Raw genomic sequence first — 12,668 nt, 5'->3', positions numbered from 1 at the left:
CATGGACGACATCGACAAGCTGGCCACGCTGCTCGACGACCTGGAGGTGCAAATGTTGATCTTCGGCCTGGCGCACGTCGGCTCGGTGGCACCGTCGGCCGGGCCCGGCGCGGCACGGCTGCACGCCGTGGTGCTCCGCCTCGCCGAGACGACCGACCCGGGGCAGTACCACAGCTGGCTGTCCGACGACGCGCCCAACAAGGCGATGACGGTCGATCAGGTGCGGACGACGATCGGCGACACCGCGATCGACGACCTCGCCCAGCTCGTGGGCGGCAGCCCGGGCGCGGTCGCCTGGCAGCTCGCCGCCGTGCTGCCGGACCTGGTGGACGCGGTCAGCCCCGGCGGAGCGGTCATCGACGCGAGCAGGCTCACCCTCGAGATCGCGGAAGCGAGCGCGGAGGACGACCGATCGGCCGGAGCTTTCGGCTCCCGGATGCACTGACGCTCGGTTTTCGGTAATGCGCCGCGCGGGTGGGCGTCTTCGCAGGTATGGCTGCACATGGCGGCGCATAGCGACCGGATCTATCACACCGGCAGTCCCGGCGCCTGGGCCGGCTTCGCACCGGCCGGCAACGCGGCACTGCCGGTCCGGGCCCGGCCGTAGGCGGAACCTCAGAGCCGGGAGACCTGGTGGTGGCTACTGAGCCGGCAGTTGCCGGTCCAGGGTGATCCAGTAGCGTCTCACCGGGCCATGGTCGCTGTCGCGGATGCCTTCGAGAACGCCGCCGTTGCGTTCGATCGTGCGGGCCGAGGCGACGTTGTCCGCGAGGCAAGGGATGAGGACACGGCCCAGGCCCAGTGCGGCCCGGGCCTCCTTGAGCATTTCGCCCAGTGCCCAGCCGGCCAGGCCACGGCGACGCGCGGAGGGACGGACGCCGTAGCCGATGTGGCCGATGTCGTCGTCGTAGAGGTGCCGCAGGGCGATCCCGCCGAGGACTTGGCCGTTCTCGACGATCCACCGGGGTGAGGCGTGCTTCTCCTCCGGGCAGCGCGTTCCCGCCTTGTGGACCAGCCGGACTCGCTGGTGCACCCACGCGGCGAAGCCGTCCGGTGAGTCGACGTCGTCGTCGGGCCCCAGGCCGAAACCGTCCTCGTGGAGGCCGGGCCCCCATTCGTCGCGGCACTCCAGGAACGCGGCGTGCAGGCGGGTAGTCGGCAGGATCAATTCGGGCATGCGGCCACAGTAGCCGGGACACATACGTCGGTCATGGCGCTCTCAGCTTGCCGGCTCGTGCCTCCAGGTAGCGCCGCTCGGCGACGCTGGCGGTCGACTTCGCGGCGCGACGGTAGTGCTCGTATGCCCCGGCCGGGTCGCCGGTCTTCTCCAGCAGGTGCGCCCGTACGGAAAGCAGCCGGTGATGCCCGGCCATCCGCTCGTCGCTGTCCAACATGGATATCAGGGCCAGCCCGGCCGCAGGGTCCTCGGTTTCGGCGAGCGCGATCGCCCGGTTGAGGGTGACCATCGGGTTGGGCGCGATCCGTTCCAGGATCAGGTAGAGCGCGTGCACCTGCGGCCAGTTGGTCTCCTCGGCCGTGGCCGCGTCGGCGTGCGTGGCGGCGATCGCGGCCTGCAGCTGGTACGGCCCCAGCGCGGGGCCGGCCAGCGACGTCTTCACCAGCTCGGTGCCCTCGTCGATCAGCCCGCGGTCCCACCTCGTGCGGTCCTGCTCGTCCAGCGGCACCAGGTCACCGGCCGCCGTCGTGCGGGCCTCGCGGCGGGCGTCGGTCAGCAGCATCAGCGCGAGCAGCCCGGTCACCTCGCCGTCCTCGGGCAGCTTGGCGTGCACCGTCCTGGTCAGCCGGATCGCCTCGTGCGCCAGGTCGGCGCGGTGCAGCTCGGTGCCCGAGGTGGCGGTGTAGCCCTCGTTGAAGATCAGGTAGAGCACGTGCAGGACGACCCGCAGCCGCTCCTCGCGTTCCGCGCCCGCGGGCAGGCTGAACGAGCTGCCGGCCGCCTTGATGCGCTGCTTGGCCCGGCTGATCCGGGCCGCCATCGTGGCCTCCGGCACCAGGAACGCGCGGGCGATCTCAGCGGTGGTCAGCCCGCCGACCGCCCGCAGCGTCAGCGCCGTCTGGGAGGCCGCGGTCAGCGTCGGGTGGCAGCACAGGAACAGCAGGACGAGCGTGTCGTCGGTGTCCGGCACGTCCTGCGGCACCACCTCGGCGGCCGTCGCCGACTCCCGCTCGCGGCGCGCGTGGTCGCTGCGCATCTGGTCGATGAGCCGCCGGGTCGCGACAGTCACCAGCCAGTTGCGCGGGTTGTTCGGCACCCCCTCGGCCGGCCACTGCACGGTGGCGGCGAGCACGGCCTCCTGCACGGCGTCCTCGCACCCCTCGAACTGGCCGTGCCGGCGTACCAGGGCGCCGAGGACCTGCGGCGTGAGCTCACGCAGCAGGTCCTCGATGGCCGTTGCCGTCACGCCTCCAATTGTCCGTCAGCGAACATCACCTGCCGTACCTCGACCCCCAGACCCGCGATCGCGGTGTCCGGGATCCGCGTCGCCAGCTCGATCGCCCGCGCCTTGTCCTCGCAGTCGATCAGGTAGAAACCGCCCAGATACTCCTTCGACTCCAGGAAAGGGCCGTCGGTCACCACCGGCTGGCCGTTGCGGACCGACACCACGGCGGCCTGCGACGGGTCGGCCAGCGCCTGCGTGGTGATCAGCTCGCCGGACTCCTTCAGCGCCTCGATGAACGCGCCGTGGCCGGCGCCGATCGCCGCCTGCTCCTCGTCGGTCAGCGCGTCCAGCACGGCCGGGTTGATGTGCAGGCTGATCAGGAACTTCATCTCGTACTCCCCACGTTCGCGAGCCCCGGCTGGGCCCTTCGACCTGTTGGTCGGAGCCGCCGCCGCCGTCTTGACGCCCCCTGCCGTACCGATGTCAAAAAGCTTCGCACCGCTCCGACCAACCGGCGAGACATCGAGCGAACAGGGAGTTCGGATATGCGGTTCCACCGGGCGTGGCTGGGGCTGGTCGTCCTCATGCTGCCGACATCGCTCGTCGCGATGGACATCACGGCGTTGCTTCTCGCGCTGCCACGGCTGAGCGCCGATCTCGGCGCCACCAACGTCCAGCAGCTGTGGATCAGTGACAGCTATGGGCTGATGGTCGCCGGCCTGGTCATCACGATGGGTACGGTCGGCGACCGGATCGGCCGCCGGCGCCTGCTGATGATCGGCGGAGCGGCGTTCGGGGTGCTCTCGATCATGGCCGCCTTCGCGACCAGCCCGCTGGTGCTGATCGTCGCGCGGGCGCTGCTCGGCGTCGCCGGCGCGACCCTGATGCCGTCGACCCTGGCCCTGATCACCAGCATGTTCCGCGACGAACGGCAGCGCGGGCAGGCCATCGCGATCTGGGCGACCTGCCAGTTCACCGGCGGCGCGCTCGGTCCGGTGCTCGCCGGCTTCCTGCTGCAGTACTTCTGGTGGGGATCGGTGTTCCTGGTCGCCGTGCCGGCGATGGCGGTGCTGCTGCTCGCCGGGCCGGTGCTGCTGCCGGAATTCCGCAGCGACCGGGCCGGCCGGCCGGACCTGGCCAGCGTCGGGCTGTCGCTCGCCGCGGTGCTCCTGATGATCTACGGCGTCAAGCAGCTGACCGTCGGGAGTTCCCCGGTCGGCCCGGCGGTCGCCCTGGTCGTCGGCGCGGCCACCGGATTCCTGTTCGTCCGCCGGCAACTGCGGCTGGCGGCGCCGCTGCTGGACCTGCGGCTGCTCCGCAACCGCCCGTTCACGGCCGTCCTGGTCGGGCTGGTCTTCGCCGGCATCGCCATGGCCGGTACGGGTCTGCTGGTGACCCAGTACCTGCAGAGCGTGCTGGGCTTCTCGCCGGCCACGTCGGCGGTGCTGTTCGCGCCCATGGGCCTGGGCGTGGCGGTGGGCACCATGATCGCGCCGGCGCTGGCCCGGCGGATGAGGCAGCCGACCGCGATCGCCGGCGGGCTGGCCGGGTCCGCGCTGGGCAGCCTGCTGCTGGTCGGCGTCGGCGGCGCGGGCTCGCTGCCGCTGGTGATGATCGGCATCGCCGTGCTGGCGCTGGGCACCGGCCCGCTGTTCGCGCTGGGCACCGGGCTCATCGTCGGGTCCGTACCGCCGGAGCGGGCCGGCTCGGCGGCGTCGATGTCGGAGACCGGCAACTACTTCGGCGGTTCGCTCGGTTTCGCGCTGCTCGGGGTGGTGGCCGCGGTGGTCTACCGCGGCCGGATGGACGGCACGTCCGACTCGCTGGCCGGCGCGGTCGCCGCCAGCGAGCGGCTGCCCGCCGGCCAGGGCACGGAACTGCTGTACAGCGCGCGGGCGGCCTTCACCGCCAGCCTGCACGTCACCGGCGTCATCGCCGCGGTCATCTTCGCCGGGCTCGCCGTTCTGCTCCTGACCATGCGTCCGGCCGCCAGAGAGGCGCCTGTTTCACACGATTTGCAACGTTTGTGAGCTACCCTTGTGGTGCCTCGTCCCAGACCCCGACGGTGCGAACGCCGTGCTGTGTCAGCTGACGCACCGGTCAATCGGATCTGATGGGGAAAGTCATGGCTGCGATCACCCAGGGCATTACCGCTGAGATGGTGGCGGCCGTGATGGCGCAGTCGCTGGACGCCATCGTCACCAAGACCCGCCAGGGCATGATCACCGGCTGGAGCCCCGTCGCGGTGGACATGTACGGCTATCCGCCCGAGGAGATCATCGGCCGGGACTCGTCGATACTGCTCCCGGCGGGGTGGGAGAGCGAGGAGGCCGACCTGTTGCGCCGCGCCGCGGCCGGCGAGCGGGTCGCGCCGTACAGCACCAACCGGGTCCGCAAGGACGGCACCATCATCGCCGTGCTGCTGGGCATGTCGGCGATCGTGGACGGGGCCGGCACCGTCGTCGGTGTGGCGTCGACGTCACGCCCGCTGTCGGTCGGCACCACGCCCGGCGCAGACGTGCACGTGCCGCAGGAGGACCGGGAACGCCTGCGGGCCCAGCTGGAACAGGCCCAGCGTCTCGAAGGGCTCGGCCAACTCGCCGGCGGGGTGGCGCACGACTTCAACAACCTCATCGGGGTGATCCTCAACTACGCCGAATTCGTGGGCGACGAGATCGACGCCGCGGCCGGCGTTGACGGCAACCCTCGGTGGAAGGCCGCGGCACAGGACATCGGGCAGATCCGGCGGGCCGCGGAACGCGCCGCCGGACTCACCCGGCAGCTGCTGTCCTTCGCCCGGCGCGAGGTGATCCAGCCGCAGGTCATCGACCTCAACGAGCTGCTGGACAACATGGCCAGCATCCTGCGCCGGACCCTCGGGGCCAATCTGGAGCTGGTCACCGACCTCGCCGAGGGACTGCCGCCCGTGCTGGCCGACCCTGGCCAGATCGACCAGCTGATCCTCAACCTGGCCGTCAACGCCCGCGACGCGATGCCCGACGTCGGCCGGCTCACCATCACCACCGACCGCTTCCACGTCGACCGCGCCTACGCCGCCGAATGGTCCTCGGTCCTGCCCGGGGACTACGTCCGCGTCACGGTCGCCGACACCGGCACCGGCATGACCGCCGAGGTGATCAAGCACGCCTTCGAACCGTTCTACACCACCAAGAACAAGGGCGAGGGCAGCGGGCTGGGACTGGCCACCGTCTACGGAGCCGTCACCCAGGCCGACGGGCACATCCGCATCAGTTCGCTACCCGGCGACGGCACCACGTTCACGATCTTGCTGCCCGTGACCAACCGGTCCGTCGCCGAAGCCGTACGGGCGACGCCGAGCCGCCGGATTCCCGGCAGCCACACCGCGCTCATCGTCGAGGACGAGGACGCCCTCCGGGAGGTCACCCGGCGCCTGCTCACCCGGCAGGGCTACACGGTGATCACCGCCGCCAACGGCGCCGAGGCCATCACGGCCGCGGACAGCTACCAGGGCACCATCGATCTGCTGATCACCGACGTGATCATGCCGCAGATGCTCGGCCGGGAAGCCGCCGAGAAGATCCAGCGGACCCGACCTGACATCCGGGTCCTGTACATGTCCGGCTACGCCCAGCCCTTCCTGGCCTCCCAGGGCCGGCTCGACCCGGGCGTCACCCTGCTCGACAAACCGTTCACCGAACGCGAGCTACTCGACAAGGTCGACGCGGTGCTCGCCCCGCAAACCGTCGGCCAGACCGCCTGAACTCCTCGGTCGCCGGACAGCGGCTACGCCGTGACGGGGGCGAACCCCCCGCGGGTCATCGCCCGCCGTCGTGCCGTTCGATCAACGGTGTCCCCCAGGCGAACCCGCCCGGCGGCTGGGTCGCGAGGGCGCCCACCGACCACGTCGCGTTCGTGCCCGGAATGTGGGCGGTCGCCGTGCCGGCGATGAACACGCCCGCCAGCGGGGAACCGCTGACCTCGGTCCACGCGGTCCCGTCGAACCGGGCGTACCGGGTGCTCGCCGGGTTGGGGCCGACGATGGATCCCACCCACTGCGGCCGGCCGGCACGGTCCGGCGTGATCGTGACGTTCTGTTCGATCGTCGCGGCCGGCACCCGCAGCGAGGAGTCCCACCCGGTGCCGTTCCAATGCCCGGTCCACGGCTGGGTCAGCGACAGGCCACCCGGGCCGCGCACCGCGACGGACCCGACCGCCCACACGTCGTCGGCGGCCACCGCCAGCACGTCGTTGATCGCCGATATCGGGGCGCCGTCGGCGCGCACGCCGCTGGTGGTGACCGTGGTCCAGCCGGCGCCGGTCCAGCGCGCCACCACACCCACGTACTCGCCGCCGACGTGCTCCTGGCCCGTCACCCACACGCCGTGCCGGGTCGCCCGCACCCCGGCCAACCGCCCGGCCTCCACCGGCGACGCCACCGCCCGCCAGACCCCGCCGGTCCACCGCAGCACCACCGGCCGGTCGCCGTCGTGGCCCACCAGCCATGCGGACCCCCGCGGACCGGCGGCGACCCCACTCAGGGTCAGCGACGCACTGGCACCTCCCGGTACGGGCACCTCCCGCCACGACTGCCCGGTCCACCGCAGCACATGGGACAGTCCGGCGGTGTCCCGGCCGATCGCCCATGCCTCGAACCGGGAGGAGCCGGCGACCGACCGCAGCGAGCCGCTCCAGGACAGCGCGGGAAGCGGCGCCTTCGCCCACGTCGCACCGTTCCAGCGCAGGATCAGCGGGGTGCCCGCGTCCCGGCCGCTCATCGCCTCGCCGCCGACCGCCCAGGCATTCGCCGGATCGGTGGCGGCTACCGACTGCAGCAGCGCCGGCGCGGCGACCGAGCTCGGCAGCGGCACTCGCTCCCAGGCTGCGCCGGTCTCGGCCGCGACTGCGGGACCGGCACCCCCGTGGACCACGGTCGCGGCAGCGAGAAGGGTCGTGACAGCGATGAGGACAGTGCGCAACGTTCGGCGCGGCATCATAACCATCGATGCTCGCACATCCACCGTCCAATGTCCTCACTTGCCGGGACGCGATCACCAGGCACCCCGCTAGAGTCGCAGTCGCAGCCACTCGGGGTTGAGGATCGCGTCGTAGGCGATCTCGGCCGCGCCGCGCAGCGGGCCGATCTCGCCGACCGTTCCCGCCAGGATGCGGGGCGGTTCGGCGCGCCTGAAGCCCATCAGTCCGTCGGCGCATGCCTGTTCGATCAGGCCGCGCCGCAGCCGGATCAGCTCCACCCCCAGCCCGGAGAGAGTGATCGCCTCGGGGTCGAGGGCGTTGGCCAGCGCGCCGAGCCCTCGCCCCAGCGCGGTGGCGTTGTCGTCGACCGCCCGGCCGGCCTCGGCGTCGCCGTCCTCGGCGCGGGCCAGGATCTCGCGTCCCAGCTCCCGCCCGGCTCCGTAGCCGGGTTCCTTGCCGAAGCGCCGCACCAGCGCGTTGGTGCCCACGTCCAGGCTCCAGCAGCCCTGGACGCCGCACATGCACCGCAGCCCGGAGCCGGTGAGCGGCATGTGCCCGAACTCCCCGGCGATGTGGTGGGCGCCGCGCTGGGCGTCCCCGCCCAGCAGCAGGGTTCCGCCGATGTCGAAGTCGATGTGGAAGTGCAGGGCGGTACCGATCCCGCGCAATGCCCCGCGCCGGGCCTCGGCGAGCCCGGCGAGCCGGGCGTCGTTGTCCACCACGGTCGGCGGCCAGCCGGCGCCGATGTGCTCGCCGAGGTCCACTTCGTCCCAGCCCAGGTGCGAGATGTGCAGACGGCGGCCGTCCCGGATCGGCCCGCTGATGGCGATGCCGAGCGCGGCGAGCCGGTCGGTGGCGTGCCGCCGCGTCGCCCGGTGGATCTCGCCGAACACCGCCGGGGTCCGGTCGTGCTCGCCGGTCTCCAGTTCGGTCAGCCGCCCGCCCAGCTCGATCCGCGCCAGGGTCCAGGAATCCTCGCGGATGTCGGCGGCGAAGGCGACCGGCCCGCCGGGGTGGGCGAGCAGCAGGGTGGTCGGCCGGCCGCGGCCGGTGGTCTCGGCCGGGACCTCGTGCAGCAGCCCGGCCGCCTCGAGCTCACCGACGAGCGCGGCCGCGGTGTTGCGGCCGATGCCCAGCAGCCGGGCGGCGCCGGCGCGGGTCAGCGGTTCGTCGGCGCCGTGCACGGCGCGCAGCAGCCGGGTCTGGTTGTGGACGCGGAGGTCGGCGCTCGTCTTCAGCTGCGGCATGGTGGGCATTATTCCGCCAGCGGCCTCTTATGTCTCCGTCGAGAACAAAATTTGACGGCGCGGGCGGGCGCCATTATGTTCTCGACAAGAACAAAACCAGCGACCCCCGAGGACGGCCATGCATCCCGACACCACCGCCCTGCGCCGCGCTCGCGTCGGAGTCTTCGGCACCTTCGCGACCTCAGGTTTCGTCATGGGCGCCTGGGCCGCCGCCCTCCCCTCGGTCGACCGCCGGCTCGGCCTCGACGAGGCGCGCCTGGGCACCCTGCTCCTGTTCATCCAGGTCGTCGGGCTGATCACCATGTTCGCCGCCGGGCGGATCGCCGACCGGATCACCACCCGGGGCCTGCTGCGCTGGACCGGCCCGGCCACCCAGCTGGTCCTCATCGCCCCCGCGCTCGCGCCGAGCTACGAGACCCTGCTGCTCTGCGGCGCGGTCTACGGCATCGGCGTCGGCTTCGTCGAGGTGGGTCTCAACGCCCACTCCGTCGAGCTCGAGCGCTACTACAAGCGGCCCATCGTCTCGTCCTTTCACGGCTTCTGGAGCCTCGGCGGCGCCGCCGCCGGCGCGCTCACCTCGCTCGGCCTCACCCTCGGGCTGGGAAACCAGGCCATGCTGGTCGTCGTGGCGCTGGCCAGCGCCGCGGCGTTCGCCGCTTTCACCCGCCCGCTGCTGCCGCCACCGGTTCAGACAGCCGGTGGCAGCGCCGGCGCGCCGGCGGGCGCGGCCCGCATCGGCGCGATCGTGCTCGGTGCGATGTTCGTGCTCGGCCTCGGCGGCCACCTCGTCGAGTCCGGCGCGTCCGACTGGGCCAACCTGCACGCCGCCCGGGTCCTGCAGGCCGACGAGGCGCTCGCGCCGCTGTCGTACACGGTGTTCGCCTGCGCGATGACGGTCTTCCGCCTCCTGGGCGACCCGATCCGGGCCAGGCTCGGCCCCGGCCGCTCGCTGTTGTGCGCCGGCACCCTGGCCACCGCCGGCTACGCCCTCGTCCTCGTCTCGGCCACGGTCGGCGGCCTCCCCCTCGCGTGGGCCGGCTGGATCCTCGCCGGCAGCGGGATCGCGGTGATCGTCCCGGTGCTGTTCAGCGCCATCGGCGACGCCGGCGGCTCACCCTCGAACATCGCCCTGATCTCGATCTCCGGCTCCACCGGAATGCTGCTCGGCCCGGCCACGATCGGCTACCTCGCCGAGGCCACCGACCTGACCGTCGGCCTGATGGTCCCCGTCGTCCTGGCGGTGTTCGTCGCCGTAGCCGGCCCGGTCACCATGCGCCGGCTCCGGAGAGGCCGGGCGCCCGAGACGGCCGAGCTCGACGCACCGCTCACCGCGGCCCGCTGACGCCCACACCGATCATCACCGCGGCCTGCTGACGCCCACACCGATCAACACCGCGGCCTGCTGACGCCCACGCCGATCAACGCATCGGACATTTCGGTAGGACCCGGTGAACAGGGTCCAACGACCCTGCCGCCGCGGGCCCATCCGCGAAAACCTGGAGGTACGACGCCCGACAGCCTGAAGGAGCCGAACGTGTCCCCCAGCACGGCCACCGCGACCCGCGGTCTGACCAGCACCGAAGCGGCCGTTCGGCTGGCCGCCGACGGCCCCAACACGGTGGCCGCGCCCGCGCCCCGCCGGCTGGTGGCCCGCGTCGGGCGGCAGCTGGCCGATCCGCTCATCGCGCTGCTGCTCGCCGCCGCCGTCGTCACCGCCCTGTTGGACGATCTGCCCGACACCGCCGTGATCCTGCTGGTCGTCATCGTGAACACCCTGATCGGTGTCATCCAGGAGATCCGTGCGGACCAGGCGATCGCCGCGCTCGACCAGCTCGCCGCGCCGACGGCCCGGGTGGTACGCGACGGCGCCGACCGGATCGTTCCCGCGGCGGAGTTGGTCCGGGGTGACCTGGTCCGGCTGGAGGCGGGCGACATCGTGCCCGCCGATCTGGAGCTCGTCGACGCGCAGCGGGCGAGCTTCGACGAGTCGGCGCTGACCGGGGAGTCGGTCCCGGTGCACCGCGACAAGGCGGAGGAAGCCGGCGCCGGCACGGTGCTGACGACCGGGCGGGCCGCCGGGCTGGTCGTCCGCACCGGGGCGGGAAGCTCGCTGGGCCGCATCTCGGCCCTGGTGGCCCGCACGAAGCCCGGCCCGACCCCGCTGCAGCGGCGGATCGCCGGCCTCGGCCGGGTGCTGGGCGGCACCGCCGTGGCCGTCTCCGGCGTCGTCTTCGCCCTCGGCGTGCTGGCCGGCGAGCCCGTCGCCCGGATGGCGATCACCGCGGTCAGCCTGGTGGTCGCGGCCGTGCCCGAGTCCCTGCCCGCCGTCGTCACCCTGGCGCTGGCCCTCGGCGCGCGCCGGATGGCCCGTACCCGGGCGATCCCGCGCCGGTTGCACGCCGTCGAGACGCTCGGGTCGGTGACGGTGATCGCCTCGGACAAGACCGGCACCCTGACCCAGAACCGGATGTCGGTGCAGCAGGCCGTCACCGCGGACGGCGCCCGATACACCGTCTCGGGCACCGGCTACGCCCCCACCGGTGAGGTCCGGCGCGACGGCGGCCCGGTGCCGGTCCCCGAAGACCTTCGCCTGCTCGCGCAGGCGGGACTGTTCTGCAACGACGCCGAGCTGATCCCGCCGGCCGGCGACCGATCGGACTGGGCCGCCGCCGGCGACCCGATGGAGGCGGCCCTGGTCACTCTCGCCGCCCGCTGCGGGCTCGACCCCGGCCCGGAACGGGCCCAGGCCCCGCGGGTCGCCGAACACCCGTTCGACCAGGCCAGCAGGCGGATGACGACCGTGCACCGGCGGCCCGCCGGCGGTTTCCTGGTGGTGTCCAAGGGCGCACCGGAGAGCCTGCTCGACGCCGGATCGGACCCGGCGCTGCTCGACGTGGCCGCGGCACTGGCGGCGGACGGCCTGCGGGTCCTGGCCATCAGCGCCGCCACGGTGGCGGACCAGCCCGATCCGGCCGATCCGCCCGCCCTGCGCGTGCTCGGCCTGGTGGGTATCGGTGACCCCTTGCGGGACACCGCCCGCGACACCGCCGCGGCGTTCGAGGCTGCCGGCGTACGCCTGATCCTCATCACCGGTGACCACCCGGCGACCGCCGCCGCGATCGGCGCCCAGCTCGGGATCCTCGCGCCCGGGGACCGGGTCGCCCGCGGCGACGCGGGCCCGCTGACCGCGGCCGACATCGACCAGGCCCGGGTGTACGCCCGCATCCAGCCGGAGCGGAAGCTCGACATCATCGCCGAGTTGCAGCGCCGCGGCGAGGTCGTCGCCATGACCGGCGACGGCGTCAACGACGCACCCGCGTTGCGGCGCGCCGACATCGGCGTGGCGATGGGCAGCGGCACCGAGGTGGCCCGGCAGGCGGCCGAGCTCGTCCTGGTCGACGACAACCTGGCGACCGTGGGGACGGCGATCGGCGAGGGCCGCCGGATCTACGACAACATCCGCCGGTTCCTGCGCTACGCCCTGTCCGGTGGCATCGCCGAGCTGCTGGTGATGCTGGCCGGGCCGTTCCTGGGCATGCCCCTGCCGCTGCTGCCCGGCCAGCTGCTCTGGATCAACCTGCTGACGCACGGCATCCCCGGGGTGGCGATGGGAGCCGAGCCCGCCGAGGCCGGTGTGCTGCGCCGCCGCCCCCGGTCACCGCAGGAGTCGGTCCTCGGCGACGGACTGCTCCGCAGCGTCCTGGTCGGTGGCCTGTGCGTCGCGGCCGTCGTGCTCGGCGCCGGCGTGACAGCCCACCAGCTCGACCGGCCGTGGCAGTCGGTCATGTTCGTGGTGCTCGGGCTGGCCCAGCTGGGCGTCGCGCTGGCCGTACGGGCCACCCCGGAGCCCGGCACCAAGCGGAACTGGTCGCTGCTGGGCGCCGTGGCGGTCTCCGCGGTGCTGCAGGTCGGCGGCGTGCTGCTCGCCCCGTTGCAGACGCTGCTGGGCACCGAGTCATTGACAGTGACGGAGTTGGCGGCCTGCGCGGTCGTCGCGTTGGTGCCGGGGGCGGCGTTGCGTCTCAGCCGCTACTGGAGCGTCCGGCGAGCCTCCGACATGTGA

10 protein-coding genes are annotated in these 12,668 nt (G+C 72.9%); 5 read left to right on the top strand and 5 right to left on the bottom strand.

All coding sequences use genetic code 11. From position 1 onward, the window contains the following. Position 1: 1 nt before the first annotated feature. On the top strand, positions 2 to 445 hold the full coding sequence (locus DMB66_RS20185) for a YidB family protein (protein WP_125805653.1): 444 nt from the start codon (positions 2 to 4) through the stop codon (positions 443 to 445). Between the two features lie 195 nt (positions 446 to 640). Here the strand turns inward: DMB66_RS20185 and DMB66_RS20180 are convergent, their stop codons facing one another. From DMB66_RS20180 to DMB66_RS20170, 3 genes are read right to left on the bottom strand one after another with little or no spacing between them, the layout of a single operon-like run. Further along, complete coding sequence (locus tag DMB66_RS20180; RefSeq protein WP_125805652.1) at positions 641 to 1,177, bottom strand: GNAT family N-acetyltransferase; 537 nt, start codon at positions 1,175 to 1,177, stop codon at positions 641 to 643. 31 nt (positions 1,178 to 1,208) lie between these two features. Further along, positions 1,209 to 2,423, bottom strand: a complete 1,215-nt coding sequence (locus DMB66_RS20175) for an RNA polymerase sigma factor (protein ID WP_125805651.1) — start codon at positions 2,421 to 2,423, stop codon at positions 1,209 to 1,211. Then, complete coding sequence (locus tag DMB66_RS20170) at positions 2,420 to 2,791, bottom strand: YciI family protein (RefSeq protein ID WP_125805650.1); 372 nt, start codon at positions 2,789 to 2,791, stop codon at positions 2,420 to 2,422. The genes DMB66_RS20175 and DMB66_RS20170 overlap by 4 nt, the downstream gene beginning before the upstream one ends. A 156-nt stretch (positions 2,792 to 2,947) precedes the next feature. On the opposite strand from DMB66_RS20170, the gene DMB66_RS20165 reads away from it, so the two are divergent. Together DMB66_RS20165 and DMB66_RS20160 are read left to right on the top strand one after the other, a co-directional pair. Next, positions 2,948 to 4,432, top strand: a complete 1,485-nt coding sequence (locus tag DMB66_RS20165; RefSeq protein ID WP_125805649.1) for an MFS transporter — start codon at positions 2,948 to 2,950, stop codon at positions 4,430 to 4,432. Between the two features lie 95 nt (positions 4,433 to 4,527). Then, positions 4,528 to 6,144 carry an ATP-binding protein gene (locus tag DMB66_RS20160; protein ID WP_158647292.1) on the top strand — a complete coding sequence of 539 codons (1,617 nt, stop codon included), beginning with the start codon at positions 4,528 to 4,530 and terminating at the stop codon, positions 6,142 to 6,144. A 55-nt stretch (positions 6,145 to 6,199) separates the two neighbouring features. Here DMB66_RS20160 and DMB66_RS20155 read toward each other — a convergent pair whose 3' ends face one another. Continuing rightward, positions 6,200 to 7,360, bottom strand: coding sequence for a hypothetical protein (locus DMB66_RS20155; protein WP_125805647.1), 1,161 nt, complete (start codon positions 7,358 to 7,360; stop codon positions 6,200 to 6,202). An 87-nt stretch (positions 7,361 to 7,447) separates the two neighbouring features. After that, positions 7,448 to 8,605, bottom strand: coding sequence for an ROK family transcriptional regulator (locus DMB66_RS20150; protein WP_158647291.1), 1,158 nt, complete (start codon positions 8,603 to 8,605; stop codon positions 7,448 to 7,450). Positions 8,606 to 8,723: 118 nt separating this feature from the next. Between DMB66_RS20150 and DMB66_RS20145 the strand changes: the two genes are divergently transcribed. Next, the gene (locus DMB66_RS20145) at positions 8,724 to 9,947 is read left to right on the top strand and encodes an MFS transporter (RefSeq protein ID WP_125805645.1); all 1,224 of its coding nucleotides are present in this window, start codon (positions 8,724 to 8,726) and stop codon (positions 9,945 to 9,947) included. A 192-nt stretch (positions 9,948 to 10,139) separates the two neighbouring features. Beyond that, positions 10,140 to 12,668, top strand: coding sequence for a cation-transporting P-type ATPase (locus tag DMB66_RS20140; protein WP_199752518.1), 2,529 nt, complete (start codon positions 10,140 to 10,142; stop codon positions 12,666 to 12,668).

The organism is Actinoplanes sp. ATCC 53533, from assembly GCF_003947245.1.
Note: the sequence above shows the minus strand (reverse complement) of the source record. Positions and strands in the feature narration are given on the sequence as shown.

What these genes read in the sequence shown, in the direction of transcription:
- DMB66_RS20185 (WP_125805653.1), top strand. Translation starts at nt 2, where the DNA reads ATGGACGACATCGACAAGCTGGCCACGCTGCTCGACGACCTGGAGGTG.
- DMB66_RS20180 (WP_125805652.1), bottom strand. Translation starts at nt 1,177, where the DNA reads ATGCCCGAATTGATCCTGCCGACTACCCGCCTGCACGCCGCGTTCCTG.
- DMB66_RS20170 (WP_125805650.1), bottom strand. Translation starts at nt 2,791, where the DNA reads ATGAAGTTCCTGATCAGCCTGCACATCAACCCGGCCGTGCTGGACGCG.
- DMB66_RS20165 (WP_125805649.1), top strand. Translation starts at nt 2,948, where the DNA reads ATGCGGTTCCACCGGGCGTGGCTGGGGCTGGTCGTCCTCATGCTGCCG.
- DMB66_RS20160 (WP_158647292.1), top strand. Translation starts at nt 4,528, where the DNA reads ATGGCTGCGATCACCCAGGGCATTACCGCTGAGATGGTGGCGGCCGTG.
- DMB66_RS20150 (WP_158647291.1), bottom strand. Translation starts at nt 8,605, where the DNA reads ATGCCGCAGCTGAAGACGAGCGCCGACCTCCGCGTCCACAACCAGACC.
- DMB66_RS20145 (WP_125805645.1), top strand. Translation starts at nt 8,724, where the DNA reads ATGCATCCCGACACCACCGCCCTGCGCCGCGCTCGCGTCGGAGTCTTC.